The organism is Brotaphodocola sp. (assembly GCF_050873065.1).
Classification (GTDB): Bacteria; Bacillota; Clostridia; order Lachnospirales; family Lachnospiraceae; genus Brotaphodocola.
In genome coordinates this window covers 1-16,472 of record NZ_JBNMIC010000014.1, presented here as the reverse complement: position 1 = coordinate 16,472, position 16,472 = coordinate 1, and the positions used below count along the sequence as shown (strand labels likewise).

General features: G+C 49.2%; 12 protein-coding genes and 1 tRNA gene. All 13 read right to left on the bottom strand.

The features are described 5' to 3' along the window. Positions 1-8: 8 nt before the first annotated feature. Positions 9-2,462, bottom strand: coding sequence for an ATP-binding protein (locus ACR0QE_RS05595; RefSeq protein WP_432627378.1), 2,454 nt, complete (start codon positions 2,460-2,462; stop codon positions 9-11). Positions 2,463-2,680: 218 nt separating this feature from the next. Beyond that, complete coding sequence (locus ACR0QE_RS05590) at positions 2,681-5,542, bottom strand: ATP-binding protein (protein WP_432627377.1); 2,862 nt, start codon at positions 5,540-5,542, stop codon at positions 2,681-2,683. A gap of 210 nt (positions 5,543-5,752) precedes the next feature. After that, complete coding sequence (gene aroE / locus ACR0QE_RS05585; protein ID WP_432627376.1) at positions 5,753-6,619, bottom strand: shikimate dehydrogenase; 867 nt, start codon at positions 6,617-6,619, stop codon at positions 5,753-5,755. An 18-nt stretch (positions 6,620-6,637) separates the two neighbouring features. Beyond that, positions 6,638-8,638 carry a molecular chaperone HtpG gene (gene htpG, locus ACR0QE_RS05580; RefSeq protein ID WP_432627375.1) on the bottom strand — a complete coding sequence of 667 codons (2,001 nt, stop codon included), beginning with the start codon at positions 8,636-8,638 and terminating at the stop codon, positions 6,638-6,640. 161 nt (positions 8,639-8,799) lie between these two features. Next, positions 8,800-9,300 (bottom strand): DUF5721 family protein, encoded by a 501-nt coding sequence (locus ACR0QE_RS05575; RefSeq protein ID WP_432627374.1) that lies wholly within the window; start codon positions 9,298-9,300, stop codon positions 8,800-8,802. A gap of 19 nt (positions 9,301-9,319) precedes the next feature. Then, complete coding sequence (locus tag ACR0QE_RS05570; protein WP_432627373.1) at positions 9,320-10,321, bottom strand: peptidylprolyl isomerase; 1,002 nt, start codon at positions 10,319-10,321, stop codon at positions 9,320-9,322. Positions 10,322-10,365: 44 nt separating this feature from the next. Continuing rightward, positions 10,366-11,148 (bottom strand): HAD family hydrolase, encoded by a 783-nt coding sequence (locus ACR0QE_RS05565; protein ID WP_432627372.1) that lies wholly within the window; start codon positions 11,146-11,148, stop codon positions 10,366-10,368. A 108-nt stretch (positions 11,149-11,256) separates the two neighbouring features. Next, positions 11,257-11,344: transfer RNA gene (locus tag ACR0QE_RS05560), tRNA-Ser, on the bottom strand. Positions 11,345-11,441: 97 nt separating this feature from the next. After that, positions 11,442-11,759, bottom strand: a complete 318-nt coding sequence (locus ACR0QE_RS05555) for a PTS lactose/cellobiose transporter subunit IIA (protein WP_432627371.1) — start codon at positions 11,757-11,759, stop codon at positions 11,442-11,444. Continuing rightward, positions 11,759-12,058 (bottom strand): PTS sugar transporter subunit IIB, encoded by a 300-nt coding sequence (locus tag ACR0QE_RS05550; protein ID WP_432627370.1) that lies wholly within the window; start codon positions 12,056-12,058, stop codon positions 11,759-11,761. The genes ACR0QE_RS05555 and ACR0QE_RS05550 overlap by 1 nt, the downstream gene beginning before the upstream one ends. A 158-nt stretch (positions 12,059-12,216) precedes the next feature. Then, positions 12,217-13,524 carry a PTS sugar transporter subunit IIC gene (locus ACR0QE_RS05545; protein ID WP_432627369.1) on the bottom strand — a complete coding sequence of 436 codons (1,308 nt, stop codon included), beginning with the start codon at positions 13,522-13,524 and terminating at the stop codon, positions 12,217-12,219. A 131-nt stretch (positions 13,525-13,655) separates the two neighbouring features. Next, the gene (locus ACR0QE_RS05540; RefSeq protein WP_432627368.1) at positions 13,656-15,050 is read right to left on the bottom strand and encodes a glycoside hydrolase family 1 protein; all 1,395 of its coding nucleotides are present in this window, start codon (positions 15,048-15,050) and stop codon (positions 13,656-13,658) included. A 385-nt stretch (positions 15,051-15,435) separates the two neighbouring features. Then, complete coding sequence (locus tag ACR0QE_RS05535; RefSeq protein ID WP_432627367.1) at positions 15,436-16,155, bottom strand: GntR family transcriptional regulator; 720 nt, start codon at positions 16,153-16,155, stop codon at positions 15,436-15,438. Positions 16,156-16,472: the final 317 nt, after the last annotated feature.

Below are 16,472 nucleotides of genomic sequence, written 5' to 3'. Positions count from 1 at the left end.
TTATTTGATTATTTACAATATCGGCTGATCTTTGCCATCAGATCCTTCATCCGGATCGGTTTTGCGATGTGCTCGTTCATTCCTGCCCGTTTTGCGGACTCGACATCCTCCGAAAATGCATTTGCCGTCATCGCAAAGATCGGGATTGTCTTTGCGTCTTCGCGGTCTAAGCTGCGGATCACCTCCGTCGCCCTTAAGCCGTCCATCACCGGCATCATGATGTCCATCAGAATCACGTCAAATGTTCCCGGCGCGCAGTTTTTAAATGCCCGGACCGCATCCGCCCCGTTTCCCGCTTCTGTGACTACCATGTTTTCATCCTCAAGCATACATCTGGCAATCTCCATATTCAGGTCATTGTCCTCGACGAGAAGCACCTTGACCCCTGTCAGGTCATGGTTTTCATTCAGCTCCATCTTCGGCGGAAGATCGGAGCGTCTCGCCTTTTTAAACGGGATCGTCACCTCCACCGACGTTCCCATATTCACCCTGCTGTTGATCGAGATGCTTCCTCCCATCCGGTCGACAAGGTTTTTGACGATCGGCATTCCGAGACCGGTGCCGAAGTAAACACTCTTCACATCATAATTTTCCTGAGAAAACGGTTCGTAAATATTCTGGAGAAACTCCTCACTCATGCCGATTCCGCTGTCCGTGATGCGGACGGTAAACGCAATCTTCCCATCCTCGAGATCCTCCTCGCTGATCCTGCACCAGACGGATCCCCCTGCTTTGTTATATTTGATCGCATTCGTCATGATGTTGATAAAGATCTGCTTCACATGGAGGCTGCTTCCAAACACATAGGGATCCTTGATGTTGAAATAGCTGTCCTCCATGAAGACAGACACGCCCTCCTCCGAGGCGCGCATGTCCGAGATCGTCTTCACGTCGTGCATCAGATCAATGAAGTTAAACGGCTCCGTCACAAGCTCCACAGTTCCGTTGTCGAGCTTGTTCAGCTCTAAGATGTCGTTGATCAGCGACAGCAGATGATTCGCAGCGACATGAGCTTTCTTTCGGTTGACCATCAGACCTTTCAAATCATCCGGGTGGCGGTCCGCATACTCGAGAAGACCGATAATGCCGTTGAGCGGGGTGCGGATGTCGTGGGACATCCTCGACAAAAATTCATTTTTTGCCTGATTCGCGCGCTTTGCACTCTCAAGCTCGATTGTCTTCTGCATCAGCTCGTTCTTGTCGAGAATCAGGTTCCAGTGCTCCACTTCTCCGTTCGCATTTCTCACTTTATGACCGTGATCCTCGATGTATTTCCATGTCCCATCCTTACACTTCATCCTGTAAGTGATTGCGTAACTGTCACTGTGCGAATACTGCTCGAGTGCCTCTGAGATTCCGTGCTCGACATCATCCGGGTGTGCAATTCCGATGATCGTTCCGCCCGACGTTTCCATCAGTTCCTCGACACTGTCATATCCGAGCATCGACGCATACTGCTTTGACACGTATTTAAACGTGTAAAACGGATCGTCGTAGCTGATCTTGATTCCGCCCTGAATCGAGGAGGCGATCACATCGAGCTGCTGCTGTGCATTCTTGTATGCCTGATCAAGCTCCCTCTGGTATTCCATCTCCTTCTTCACGAGAGCATCGACACAGCGGAAACCGATGACGACAAAATGACCGTTATTCTCATACTGGCGAACCGCATGCGCCTCAAAATAGCTCTGTCCGATCGAGTTGAGTTCCGTGTGAAAGCGAAAATAGAAATCACTGTTCGTCTCAAAATGTTTTTTGAGATAATTGAAGCGCAGAACCCGCTTCATCTCTTCCCTGGACTCCTCGAGCACATATTTGTTGGCATAGTTGTCGAGGTAGGTGGAAAAATCATTGAACTTCTGCTCTCTCGCGACATTGTTGGACTGCTGGTTGATGATGATCTCAAACGTGTCCGTATCCAGATTGATCATGTAAACAGCCGTGTAATCATTTCCGAGACCGGACAACAGCTTCTGGACGCGATTGTCCCTGTTTAAGTAATCCCTCTTTGCCAGACGGTTTGCAAACCAGCCATCGAGCATATCCGCGATCTCAAGAAGGAGCCTAACCTTATCTTCCCGCGGATTCGCGATCGCAAGCAGGGCAATCACCTTTCCATTGTCGAGAAGCGGAAACGCAAACAGCCGGTCTCCCTCGTGCTCTCCCTCCCCGTCAAACATCCGGATTCCGGAAGTCCCCTGACCATCCGTCTCCCGAATGGTCTTTCGGATCCAGTAATCGATCTTTGGATTCAGAGCCGGCCAGATGCTTGCGAGCGTATAGAGTCCCTCCTCCCGCTTATACAGCTGTACCGTGTCCGCAGAAAAATACTCTCCCAGTCCCTCCATCAAGTGGTCAATCGCAAGCTGGAGTTCCGCAGTCCGCTCAAACTGCTGCATCTGCCTGTTGAGAAAATGATATACGTCCCTGATTCTCTGTGCGTCGTCTTTTGTGTTTTCCATTCTGTCCCCTCTGATTCCTTCCAATATCCAAGTCCGCTCCCCACCGCGGCAGCCTTTTCTCTACCTATAATCATAATACGGTTTGCAAAAAACTGCATTATTTTTTTTATTTATTTTATAGCATTTTTATCGGAATCACAGGGTGCATCTGTCTTCTTTTCCCGTATCTTTTGCCTTCTTCTTTTCTCCTAATTTTCTTTTTCTTATTTTGTTTTCTTTTATCTTCCCAGGTTTCTTGCAATCGTCCGCACAAGTTCATCAATCACGATCGGCTTTGAGAGATGATCGTTCATTCCGGCATCCATTGACGCCTGGATATCTTCCGCGAACGCATTTGCTGTCAATGCAATAATCGGGATCGTGCGCCCATCCGGGCGATCCGGGAGACCGCGAATCGCTGCCGTTGCCTGATAACCGTTCAGATTCGGCATCATGACGTCCATCAAAATAATGTCAAATGTTCCCGACGGATTTTCTGCAAAGAGATCCACTGCCTGTTTTCCGTCGACGGTACGGGTGACTTTGAGTCCCGCATCCTCTAATTGGATGATCGCAATTTCCGCATTCAGATCATTGTCCTCCGCCAGAAGGACGCGAACCCCCGAGATGTTCTTCGGATCAAGCGGAACTTCCTGTTTTGGAATCTTCTCTTCATCCGTCACAATCTCAAGCGGAATCTCAACCGTAAAGACTGTACCCTTATTTTTCTCGCTCTGCAAGGAAATCGTGCCGCCCATCAGATCAATATAATGCTTGGCGATCGACATTCCAAGTCCGGTTCCCTTATACTGCGTTCTTGCGCCCGACTGTTCCTGCGCAAACTCATCAAAAATGTGGCTCTGAAATTCCTTGCTCATTCCGATGCCCGTGTCCGAAATCACGTAGCGGACGACAAGGCGATGACCATTCTCCTCCATTCTGCGGCTGGAGATAAACCGGATCGTGCCACCGTCATCTGTAAACTTGACGGCATTGCTCAGGATATTCACCAGTACTTCCCGAATCCGAATGGCATCCGCCAGAACATAGGGATTTTCCAGCTCCTCCCGCTCCACCTGAAACGTCAGATTCCGGTGGGAGAGCAGTCCCGAGACCACATTTAACGCCGTGTCTGTGACCTTGCTGATGTTGACAACAGCCGGATTAAACTTCGTGTGTCCGCTCTCGATTCTGCTGATGTCCAGAACATCGTTGATCAGTGTGAGCAGAAGTTCCGAGCTGTCCTTAATCTTCTCTAAACAGTTCTTCACTTCCTTGTCAATCACCTGCTTTAAGGCAATGTTGGTGAAACCAATGATCGCATTCATCGGCGTCCGGATGTCGTGAGACATGTTATTTAAGAACGTTGTCTTCGCAGAATTGGCGCGTTCTGCCCGCATCAGTGCCGCCTGAAGCTCATGATGGCTCTCCTGAAGTTTCCGGTTCAGCTTATCAGACTGCTGTGCCGCCTGCTTGGCTTTCGCCTCCGCAAGCATCGATTTTCTCAAGAAACCTAAAATGATAAACAGAATAAGCAGAACGGCTCCCCCAAACACCGTCACCACCACAATCAGGTTGTCCTTCACAAAATCGATGACCGTAACTTTCTTTGAGGTGTTGTCATACATCGACAACGCCCCGGTGAGCTTCGAGGACTGCATCGCTTCAAGCGTCTTGTTCAGAATGGACAACAGCTCTGTATCGCCGAGATTGACAGCAAAAGAGATATTTCCCGGCTGTGTCAGGAATACATTTCGGAGTTTATTATCCTCAATGTAGGTTCCAAGTTGTCCCGATTCAACCAGAAAACAGTCCATGCGGCCCTCCCTCACCGATTTTTCTGCGTCCTTAAACGAGTCATACTCGACAATCTCCCACTTCGGATAATTGTAGGAGACATACCACCTCAAAAGTTGATCTTCCTTTGGAATTGCAACGCGGTTTCTCTCATTCTCATTGAAATAGTCCTGCGTTGTGACTGCCGCCATATTGACCGTCAGAACCGTGTTGGAGAGCACCAGACCATTCTTCTCTGCGATGTAGGGATTCTGCGTGAAATGAAAAATCATATCGATTTTGTCCTCTTTCAGCGCCTGAATCTCCTCCTCCACCGAGTCAGATCCGACCGCCAGAAAGCCCAGAGCCTGTTTTCCGAGGGAATCGGCTGCAAACTTCATATAATCGTCAGTGATACCGACCAGTTCTCCGCTCGCCGCATCCACGCAGCTGAACCCACAGTCCCCATTCAGATAACCGACCCGGATTTTCCCGTGACGGGCAATCCACTCCTTCTCATCGCTCGAGAGAACCGGGCTGGACGCCGCCGAGAGATATCTCTTATAAAGCTCATCCGCATAAAACGGCTTGTCATTCTCCATTTTTCGCATCGCATCATCCAGTTTTTCTTTCAGATCCGGGCGTTTCCGGTTGATTCCGTAATAGATACGGGATCCTCCGGTTGTCGCAATCGCAGACATCCCGAATTCGACCCACTGCGGTGTCTCTGTGGAAACAACGCCGTCGATCTCGCCGTTTGCCGCATTCTCAATGCCTCCCTCAAACGTGTCCGTGTAGATATGCTGTGTCTTGATGTTGTGCGTTTCTTCCCAATCTATAAACTGGATCTCCTGCATACCGCCTTTAATCATGTCGATGCGCTTTCCATTGAGCGTTGACAGATCCGAGGCGGAAATATCCGTGTGGGCAAGATCCGCGTACAGATAATACTTCTCTTCACCCATCGGCAGATCGGAATACAGAATTTTTTCTGCACGTTCATCCGTGTAGGACAAAGCTCCCATCATATCAATCTCGCCATTCGCAAGCATCTCCAGCAATTTTGACCATTCGCCCTCTACATACTCATACTTCCAGCCGGTGTAGGCGGCTATCGCCTGCTCATACTCATAGCCATATCCGCTCCGCTCGCCGTTCGCTCCGGTAATGTGGTACGCATCCTCATACCATCCGACACGGACAACTTCCGGTTCTTTTCGTCCACCTTCCTCTGCCCTTGCAAAAATAGGAAAACATGCAAACACCAGACAAAAACACAGCAAAAAGCATCCCCATTTACGCAAAGTTCCCCTCATTCCGTTCATACAATCTTCCCCTCTAAGACAGTCCTGTTTTTTATTATACCCCCCCCCACAAATACCTGTCAATTTTAAGTATCCGGGAAACGAAAAAAGAGACCCCGGCGTGACATGTCCCTGTCACGCCGGAATCTCTTTCTTCTCATAGGCTTCTATATCATTCACATGATTGCAATTTCTGTTCTCATCATGTTCTTATCATTTGCCGCGTTTTTCCTACCGGAAGTATTTCTCCTCCACCTCATGTGCAGGCATCTCCTCGCCGGTATAAAGTTTAAATGCCTCTGCGCCCTGCCACAAGAGCATTCCGATTCCCGGAACAATCTTGCATCCGGCTTTCTCGGCATCTTCAAGCAGTCTCGTCTTTCTCGGATTGTACACAACATCCGACACGACAAGTCCCTCATGGAACATGGATGAATCCTCAATCAGCGTCTGATCCTCGTGCGGTTTCATTCCGACACTCGTCGCATTTGTGAAAATATCGCTGTCCGCAAGTTCTCTCGCGAAGACTTCCCGGTCCGCGAGATCATACAGATTGACTCTGCACTCCGGCACTGCACTCCGGATCTTTTCAACCGTGTGCTGTGCGTTTGCAAAGGAGGCCGATGACTTTCTCGCAAAGATCGTGAGTTCTCTAAGTCCCTCCAGCGCTGCTGTGATCTCAATCGAGGTTGCCGCTCCGCCGGAACCTGCGATCGTCATCTTCTTGCCGTGGATATCCACGCCCGCCTCTTTGAGACTTCTGACCCAGCCGCGTCCGTCCGTATTGTAACCGATCAGTTTTCCATTCTCATTCACAACCGTGTTGACTGCCCCGATCAGCTCCGCCTCTTTCGAGAGCTCGTCACAGCAGGCGAGCGCTGCAGTCTTGCACGGCATTGTGATGTTGAATCCTCTCACATTCAGGAGGCGAAGGGCATCGATCGCCTTCTTCGTCTCCTCTTCCTTGATGTCAAATGCGAGATAGGCATAGTCCAGACCGCATTTTTCAAAACTGTAATTGTACATTGCCGGAGATCCGGAATGTCCGACCGGACTTCCGATCAGGCAAAGCATCCGAGTTCGTCCACTGATTTCCATGATTCGCTCTTCCTCCATTTATTTTGCAAGCATCATCATGAGCTCATTGCTGCGGCTGATGAAGTTCGTCATGCGCTCCGGAGACAGGGTTCCATGGCTGAGCAGTGCCAGATCATAGAGCTGTTCGCAGATCTTCGCGGTGTTTGCATCCTCGCCGTGTTCCATGACATACTGAACCAGCTTGTTGTTTGCGTTGAGCACCAGAGTCTCTCCGGCTCCGCCAAACATCGACGGATCCATGCCGTACATATTGTACATCTTCATCATATCCTGCATACGGCGGCTCTCCTCAGATACGGTCAGCATCGAAGCGATGCCCTCGTTCTTGAGCTTCTCCACCTTGATCTCAAGCTTGTCATTTCCGAGTGCCTTCTTGAAGACAGCAGTCAGAGTCTCCGCATTCTTCTTGAAGACCTCGTCATCCTCCTTCACATCTTCCTTGAAGGTATCGTTCAGATCCGCATCGATGCGCAGGAACTTGAGTCCCTCATTCTTCTGCTCAAGATGTCCGATAAACGGAGAATCGATGCTGTGCGGAAGAATGACAGCGTCCAGACCAGCATCCTTGAACATGTTGATGTACTGGCTCTGCTCCTTCTCGTCGGTCACATAGAAGATCGTATTCTCGTGCTTCTCCTTGTTCTCCTCCAGACAGTCTTTCAGAGTCAGGTACTTGCCGTCGAGATTCTTGAACAGAATGTAATCGTTCATCTTCTCAGCGAACTTCTCATCCTTCAGGCAGCCGAACTTGATGAACGGAGCGATGTCGTCCCAGTACTTCTCGTAGTTCTCACGGTCGGTCTTGCACATGCCGGTCAGCTTGTCGGCAACCTTCTTCGTGATGTAATCGGAGATCTTCTTTACGAAGCCATCATTCTGGAGCGCACTTCTCGATACGTTAAGCGGCAGATCCGGGCAGTCGATGACACCCTTTAAGAGCATCAGAAACTCCGGAATAACTTCCTTGATATTGTCTGCGATAAATACCTGGTTGTTGTAGAGCTTGATCGTTCCCTCGATGGAATCGTACTCCGTGTTGATCTTCGGGAAGTACAGGATTCCCTTTAAGTTGAACGGATAATCCATGTTCAGGTGGATCCAGAACAGCGGCTCCTTGTAATCGTGGAAGACTTTGCGGTAAAAGTCGCGGTAATCATCGTCCTTGCACTCGTTCGGATGCTTGTTCCACAGCGGATTCGTGTCATTGACCGGAACCGGACGCTTGAGAATCTTGTAGCGCTCCTTTGCCGGCTCTACCTCAACCGTCTCCTTCTCGCCGTTCTCATTCTCTTTCTCCTCGGTCTTTGCCGGCTCTACCACCGTCTCAACCACGGTATCCTTGTCTGTCAGCTGATCCTTGTCGATCGTGTCGTACTCCGGCTCTGCCTTCTCATTCTTTAAGTAAATCGGAACCGGCATGAAGGAACAGTACTTCTCGAGCACTTCTCTTGCGCGGTACTCGTTGGAGAACTCATAGCTGTCCTCATTCAGATACAGCGTGATGGAAGTTCCCTGCTCTGCCTTGTCTCCGTCCTTCATCTCGAAGGTCAGACCGCCCTCAGACTCCCAATGTACCGGGGTGCTTCCCTCTTTGTAGGAACGGGTGTCGATCGTCACCTTGTCGGCAACCATGAAAGCGGAGTAGAATCCCAGTCCGAAATGACCGATGATCTGATCCTCATTTGCCTTGTCCTTGTACTTCTGAAGAAAGTCCTGTGCACCGGAAAATGCGATCTGGTTGATGTACTCCTCCACCTCTTCAGCGGTCATACCAAGACCATTATCGGTCACGGTGATCGTCTTGTCATCCGGGTTCACACTGACCTGAACCTTGTACTCAAGATCTTCCGGCTTGGTGTACTCGCCCATCAGCTCCAGTTTTTTCAGTTTTGTAATTGCATCACAGCCGTTGGAAACCAGCTCACGATAGAAGATATCATGGTCGGAATACAGCCATTTCTTGATAATCGGGAATATATTCTCACTGTTAATAGATAAATTGCCACTCTTATTGCTCATAAATCTCACTCCTTATCGAATTTTCATTCGTAACTGTCCAGTCTGAATAGTTACTTTCATTCTTTAATAAGCCACTAAGTGGTATTGTAATACAGCAGAATTCAAATGTCAATAAAAAATTAGCACTCATTCAAAATGAGTGCTAATAAAACTCGGAGTGATTAAGCCTCCTCGCTGAATGGGATCTGCTTTGCCTTAAAATAGCGGCGCACTGCCTCATCCCACGCGTGTTCCGCCTGTTTGTCCAGCGTAAAAATGTTCATGGAAAGCCCGGTCACGCAGACAAGCTCGCGGTTCTCATAGCGGATATTCAGACAGAGACTGCCGATCTGGTCCGCCGTGAACCCGATTCCCGAGTTCTTCAAGAAATCCTCGGTCTGATCCGGTGCAAGCTGGAGTGTGATCCGAAAACTCTCCGGAAGGCGCTTTCCGCGGATCAGCGAATAGCAGAACGGGCGCAGACTGCTCCAGAGCGAGTACGCGCCGATCTCCTGCTCCCTGCGCTCCTCCTCCGAGTAATAGGCCGGGCGAATCCGTCCATCGATCGTGAACGTGTTGAATGTCACCACCGAGACATCGCGGACCTGCCAGTGGTCAAACGCCTCCCCGGCAAAAAGCTGACCGGTAAAATGTTTGAGATCTTCTATCTTCAGTGCAATCATAGTTTTCTCTCCCGATTTCCTAGTTCTCTCCGTCCATCACCTGACGGTACTGCTCAAAAAAGTCATCCGTCTCCGACTCTGCTCCGTCCTTTAAGGACAGTCTCTCCCAGAAGCCTCCGTTTGACTCCACCTGATGATTCTCGGCAAAACTGTCATAGATCTGGCGGAACGCCTGGTTCTTCCGCTCAAGCGCCATCTTCTGCTTCCGCTCAAGCGTTGCATTCTCATCGTAATCATTGACGCACTTTACAACATACCAGCGCTCCCCATCCTGAAAGACCGGGCTGATCTGCCCGCTCTCGAGGGCAAAAACCGCATCCTCATACGCCTTCTGGCGCTCCCCGCGCCCCACGGATTTCTCTGCGGTTCCATCCAGGCTGCTCTCCTTCACCGCTGCCTGAAAATCGATCCCATCCTCCGTCACGCGGCGCCAGAATGCCTGTGCCTCACTCTCCTGCGCGAAAGAGGCCTCCTGAACGGTAATCACCCTTGCCTCGCTGTCTCTGACCTCAAGGTTGACATTCTGGGTCAGCGCATCGACGAGACGATTGGCACGGTGGTATGCCTCATACATCGTGTAGACATCATCCCGGCTTGCACCGGTGTAAGCGCGGTCCGCCTCGCTCATCGATTCATAGTAGGAATCCGCAAGTGCATTTAACTGCTCTTTCTCCCTCGCAGAGAGCGAGATCTGGCGCTCATCCGCAAGCAGGTTCATCACCCGGAGTTCCTTTAAAAATTTCTGGATTTCCGCAAGCAGATACGTCTGGAACGTCGTCCCGGCGTCATCCACTGCAATGTCCCAGATCTGATCGGTGTAAATCTTCTGACAGCGGTTGCGCTCCGATGCCACGACAAGCATCATCTGCGCATCAGAAAATCCCTCTGTGCCCATTCCCTCCGAGACGAGGGAAGAAATCTTTCCGCTGCACCCCGACACGCTTCCCGCCAACATCACCGCTGCCGCTGCCGCCAGAAATATCCGTCTTCCTTTTCCTGATTTTCCTGGTCTTCTTTTCACTCTCTGTTCTCTCCTGCGATTGTTTCCACTCATGATCCCAACGACTAGACGATGAGTTTTAAGATTTTGAGAACTCCGTCCTGCACATTGGAGTCCGCCTCAAACCGCGCCGCCGCTTTCACCTCCGGGCGCGCATTTGCCACAGCAAAGCTGTAATACGCCTGTTGGAGCATCTCGATATCGTTGAGCTGGTCTCCGAATGTCATCGTCTCCTCCGGCTTGATCGAGAGACTGTCCTGAAGCAGTTTCACTGCCGCACCTTTGTTGACGCCGGTCTTCATGCAGTCCATCCACATATCCCCGGAGATCGTGATCTTCATCTTGTCGTTGTATTTTTCCCGGATTGCAGTCGTCGCCGGCTCAATTCCAAACTTCTTATATGCAGAAATCTTGATGCACGGATCATCCACCTTGAGAACATCCTCAACCCGCTGTACCCGGAACTTGTATCCGTTGACAAGCCAGTCATAGAAGTCCTCGTCAGGGTCATCCAGATAAACCATATCAGGGCCACTGTACATGGCGATCAGACCAGCTGCGCGGATATCCTGAATCATATCGACAACAAGGTTGCGCTCGATCGGATTCACGATCAGACGACGGCCACAGCATCCCACATAAGCGCCATTGTCCGACAGATAGAAAATCTTTTCCTTGATCGGATCAAAGACCTGCTCAATGCTCGCCCACTGTCTTCCGCTCGCCGCTGCAAACTGCATCCCTGCCGCCCGCAGTTTCAAGATAACTTCGTACAGCTCCGGATTCATGTCATGTCCGCCATCCGGCAAAAGTGTTCCATCAATATCCGACACCACTAATTTGATCATGCGACACCTCCTGTTTTCCCTGAAAAAATATAACACTTTTTGCAAAATTTTTAAAACTTCTTTAGATACGAAAAAAACCGGTCTCAGTCGCCCGAGTCCGGTTTTCAACGGAGATGGAGGGATTTGAACCCTCGCGCCGGTTACCCGACCTACCGCATTTCGAGTGCGGACCCTTCAGCCACTTGGGTACATCTCCGTAGCTGGCACCTGCCAGCTTTTCCATTATATACGATCTTATGAAAATTGTAAAGCAAAATCAGAATCAGAATTTATTTTATGTTTCAGGAAGCGGTTTATTTCTGAAGCAGCTTCTTGTAGACATCAATGACTTCCGTCGCAAGTACTTTCGCCATCTCCGTGCTCGCCATCTGATCTTCCGCATGCATCAGGATCAGAGAAAATTCGGTCTTCTCACCGGCAGCTTCCTTCTGAATCATCGAGGTATGTACCTCGTGAGCCGCTGCGTAGAACTGGTCTCCCTCTTCCATCTTCGCTGCAGCCTGCTCAAAACCACCCTTCTTCGCCTCATGGATCGCCTCGATGTAGGAGGACTTTGCGCTTCCCGTATTGGTGATGATCTCCATACAGGTTAAGATTGCTTTCTCGTCCATTATCCAATCACCTCCAGAGCGTGCTTGAGCACCTTCTCACCGTTCATCATGCCATAGTCCTTCATGTCGATCGCCTCAACCGGAGTGCTTCCTGCAATCTTGCGGACATTCTCAAGCTCATAGCGGATCTGCGGTCCAAGAAGAACGATGTCTGTCTCCTGAATCTGGGTCTTTGCGTCAGACAGCGGCTTTGCCTCGATGGAAACCTCGATTCCATCTTTCTCTGCTGCCTTCTTCATCTTTGCCACCAGCATACTTGTAGACATTCCTGCATTGCAAACTAAGAGAATCTTCTTCATGATCATTTCCTCCTGTTACTTATTTTTTTCTTTTTATTTATTTTTCTTTTTCTCAAACTCTATAAGTTTATGACTACCCTATGACTACGACTATTCTATAAGTTTTTATATGTTTTCTTCAGCCTTTATTATTTCTTCGGTTGTTCTGTGCCCCTGCTTTACTCCTCCATCGTCTTTGCCATAACTGCATCGTTGATCTTGACAAACGGAATGTAGATCATTACACCGAGAACAAGGATCAGAAGCTGTACCAGAATCGCTCTCCAGTCACCGGCAGTTGCAAGATATCCGCTCAGGAGAACCGGTGTTGTCCACGGAATGTAGACCACGCAGGTGTTCATCAGGTTAAGGGCGGTTGCCGCATATCCGATGATGATTCCAAGTGCCGGAACCAGAATGAACGGGATAATCAGGCTGATGTTGTACACGATCGAGTATCCAAAGATAACCGGCTCATTGATGTTGAAAATTCCCGGAACAAACGCCATCTTGGAGACACTCTTTGTCGCCTTGTTTCTGCCGACGAGAAACGTTGCGATCAGCAGGCAGATTGTGGAACCGGAACCTCCCATCATTCCGAATGCCGGAACGAAGGCAACATTGATGATGTTCGGGATTGCCTGACCTGCTGCATAAGCTGCCATGTTCTGCGTCATGTTGACAATCAGAAGCGGCTCAAGAATCGATCCGTAAATGACAGACTGATGAATTCCGAGCAGCCACAGGAAGTTTCCGAGGCTGTACAGGATGACACAACCCACAAGACCGGTTGTAACGGTGCGCAGCGGCTCCTGAATCAGGTTCGTGATCAGCTGGATCAAGTTGGTTCCTGCCATGTTCAGCAGAGTTGCAATCACTGCAAATCCAGCCATAACAATGATGAACGGAATCAGCACATTGAAGGACTTTGCAACAGACGGCGGAATGTTGTCTCCGAGATCAATCTTGAGTTTCTCAATCGAGGATACCCAGAGGAAGATCTCCGTCGCAACCAGTCCGATGATAACGCCTGCAAACATTGCCTGCGTTCCGATGTTCGAGAACGTCAGGGCTCCGGAAGCCATCACGGCCTGATCTGCGCCCTCCGGAGTGATGCTGACCATATTCGGCATCATCACAACCAGGGTTGCAAGTGCAATCAGCGCTGCGGAAATCGGGTTATCGAACCCGCGGTTTTTTGCCAGCATATATCCGACAAGCGGTGCAATCAGCAGCGAGCTGATATTGAGCGTTCCGTTTACAATCAGTGTGCCCCAGTACTGTGCATTTGTCAATGCATCACCAGATAAAATCCACAAAAACACCGTGTTGTTTACAAGAACTGCAAGGCCTGCCAAAATGTACAGCGGCATGATTGTTGCAAATGCATCTCTTAAAGATCTCAAATGGATTTCATTTCCCATCTTAGATGCAATCATTGTAAATTTATCCACGAATTTTGAATTTTCCAAGGATATCTCTTTCATGGTTACCCCTCCTAAAACCTGTTTTCCTGTTCCCTACCGTTTTCTTTCTGCCGTCTCTCTTCTAGTCTCTTCTCCAGTCGTTCTTCCAGTCTGTCTTCTGTCGCTTCTCCAGTCACTTTTCTAGTCGTTTTTTACTTTTCTCTCTCCTCGATCAACTGTTTGATCCAGCCTGCACTCTTTTTGAGTTTTCTCTGATAATTCCCCATCAGATCCACTTCCACCATTCCGTACCGGTTTTTGAATGCATTGTTCCAGGACCAGTTGTCAATGAGTCCCCAGTAATGATAGCCCAGACACTGGGCTCCGTCCTCGATGGATTTGAAGATCCAGTCGAGATGCTCGGACACAAACTCAATTCGGTAATCATCCTGAATCTCTCCCGCCTCATTCCGGAAGCGATCCTCATGCTCCACGCCCATGCCGTTCTCGGATACGAAGAATTTCAGGTTCGGATACTCGTTCTTCATCTTCATTCCGAAATCGTAAATGCCCTTCGGGTAGATCTCCCATCCTCTCCAGATGTTCATCTTTGCCTCCGGCCATACATACGGATCGGAGAATTTCGGATATCCGTTCTCATCGGTCTTCTCTGCCGGAGCCTGAATACGTGACGGATGGTAGTAATTGAATCCGAGCCAGTCCACAATGCCCTCTTTCAGGATTTCCTCATCCCCAGGTCTTGTCTCCGGCATCAGTCCGCACTCCGAAAGCGTCTTCAGCACATCCTCCGGAAGATGTCCCTCTGCAACGAGATCCAGCCACCAGCGGTTGTTAATTCCGTCCTCCATGCGAAGTGCCTCAAGATCCTCCGGTGTCGGATTCTCTCTCGTATACGGCGGTGCGAAGCAGTTGATGAGTCCGATCTGGGCATCCTCTCTCATCAGTCCCTCTTCCTTTGCCTTGCGGAACTCGCGGACTGCAAGTGCATGCGCGAGGGAGATGTGATACTGTACCTGCATGCCGCGCTTGGCATCCTTGAGGAACGGATACCAGAAGCCGTTGCGGTATCTCTGATCCGGCTCCACAATCGGCTCATTGAAGGTGAACCAGTAGCGGATCTCCTTGCCGAACTCGCGGAAAGCAGTTCTTGCATAGTTGACGTAAGCTTCCACAACCTCCCGGTTCTCCCATCCGCCTTTTCTGAACAGGTAAGCCGGCATATCGAAATGATACAGGTTCATGAACAGCTCAATCTTCTCATCCTCCGCGCAGCGGATCACTTTGTGGTAGAACTCTGCACCTTCCGGATTCATCTTCTCATTCTCATCCATCAGTCTGCTCCACTGCATCGATGTGCGGAATGAATCGAGGCCGAGGCTCTTCATCAGACGAATGTCTTCCTCGTACTTCTCATAGAAGTTGTTTCCAACGTAGCTTCCCACTTTGTTATAAAAGTCGGAAATGCGCTCCTGAGACCAGGTATCCCAGATGCTCTCAAGACGACCGCCAGTCTTCCAGGCTCCCTCAGTCTGAGGACCTGACATCGCAGCACCGATGAAGAAATTTTTTGGAATCTTTCTCTCCATATTCCCCTCCTTATTTTGCTTCCCCTTTGTTTTTCTGTTCCACTCGCAGTTTTCTTTTGCCTTTGTCTTATGTCTCTTTTCTATCTCTGCTTGGTACTTTTGTTATGTTTATTCTTTAATTTGTTATAACATATTTATATAATATCATGTTATGTTTGTTTTGCAAGTGTTTTTTTGCTCTTTTCTCAATTCTATGAACGATTCTTATATCTTGCGCAATTTCATCTCACTGTTTTTGTGCAAAACACCAACAAAAAAAGAGAACCAATTCGTTTTCGACAAATCAATTCTCTTTTTTTACTATTTTTGATATTTTCTATATTTTTCGTTTTTTAGTGATAATTAACCGCAATTCAGTAAATTTCAATAAATTTTCCTGACGCATCTACCGCACACTGATACTTCTCAGCTCAAAGCAGTCTGCCCGGTGTCTGGACCTGGAATACTCAAAGATTCTTCCGTCATCGAGGTAGGCAACCTGCTCCACCTCCAGAATCGGAATCTGGGCATCCCCGATCTCAAGCCATTTTCTCTCATCCTCAGTCGGCATATCCGCGCGCGCTGTCCGGTGTGCACTCTTGATCTTGAGCTTCAGGTCATTCTCCAGATATGCATAGATGGATCCCTTGACCACATCCTCCGTGATCCCCGTGATAAAGTCGGTCGGCATGTACGTATATTCTACGACATACGGCTTCTTGTCCACGAAACGGGTTCTGCACACATAAAAGACAAGTGCATTCTCCGAGACCTGAAGTTTTTCTGCCACCTCCTTCGGGGCTTTCATCAGAGTCAGCACATGGACGTCCGAGGAGACCTTTTTCCCCGCCTGATCCCTGCTGAAACCGCTGAACTGCTGGGATCTCGCAAATCCCTCCTGATCCTGGGCACTTCCGGTCACCGCCTTCACAAAGCTGCCCGCACCTCTGCGCTTTGTGATCAGACCGCGATAGACGAGAAGGTCCATCGCCTCCCGGATCGTGATCCGGCTCGCATCGTAAATCCGGCACAATTCCATCTCCTGCGGGAGTTTCTCGTCCGGCTGATACGTCCCGTTCTGAATCTTATTCTGAATATCTTCTGCTATACTCTCGTATTTAAACATTTCCCGCTCCCCTGTTCTTATTGATCCGATCTGTCTGAGCTTCCAGTCTTTCGACATGTCACCGCTCACTGTATCCCTTGTCAAAAAGTTGTCATATCTTTTTTGTATTTTATTATAAATTGATTTGAGTGGAATTACAACAGTCAAATTCAGACAAACAAAGCATCGAAAAGGAGGGTTCTATACTGAATGTTGGGGTGTGTTGAAAAACATACTTCCAACATTCTTTTTGTTGTAATAAAATACATCTATAAGAAGCCTCCCAATCATTTTACCGACCAAAGTTTAATGTAACGGAGGTGACCCCTTATAGATGT

Coding starts and splice junctions, on each gene's coding strand:
- ACR0QE_RS05595 (WP_432627378.1), bottom strand. CDS start 2,462: ATGGAAAACACAAAAGACGACGCACAGAGAATCAGGGACGTATATCAT.
- ACR0QE_RS05590 (WP_432627377.1), bottom strand. CDS start 5,542: ATGAACGGAATGAGGGGAACTTTGCGTAAATGGGGATGCTTTTTGCTG.
- aroE (WP_432627376.1), bottom strand. CDS start 6,619: ATGGAAATCAGTGGACGAACTCGGATGCTTTGCCTGATCGGAAGTCCG.
- htpG (WP_432627375.1), bottom strand. CDS start 8,638: ATGAGCAATAAGAGTGGCAATTTATCTATTAACAGTGAGAATATATTC.
- ACR0QE_RS05575 (WP_432627374.1), bottom strand. CDS start 9,300: ATGATTGCACTGAAGATAGAAGATCTCAAACATTTTACCGGTCAGCTT.
- ACR0QE_RS05565 (WP_432627372.1), bottom strand. CDS start 11,148: ATGATCAAATTAGTGGTGTCGGATATTGATGGAACACTTTTGCCGGAT.
- ACR0QE_RS05555 (WP_432627371.1), bottom strand. CDS start 11,759: ATGGACGAGAAAGCAATCTTAACCTGTATGGAGATCATCACCAATACG.
- ACR0QE_RS05550 (WP_432627370.1), bottom strand. CDS start 12,058: ATGAAGAAGATTCTCTTAGTTTGCAATGCAGGAATGTCTACAAGTATG.
- ACR0QE_RS05545 (WP_432627369.1), bottom strand. CDS start 13,524: ATGAAAGAGATATCCTTGGAAAATTCAAAATTCGTGGATAAATTTACA.
- ACR0QE_RS05540 (WP_432627368.1), bottom strand. CDS start 15,050: ATGGAGAGAAAGATTCCAAAAAATTTCTTCATCGGTGCTGCGATGTCA.
- ACR0QE_RS05535 (WP_432627367.1), bottom strand. CDS start 16,155: ATGTTTAAATACGAGAGTATAGCAGAAGATATTCAGAATAAGATTCAG.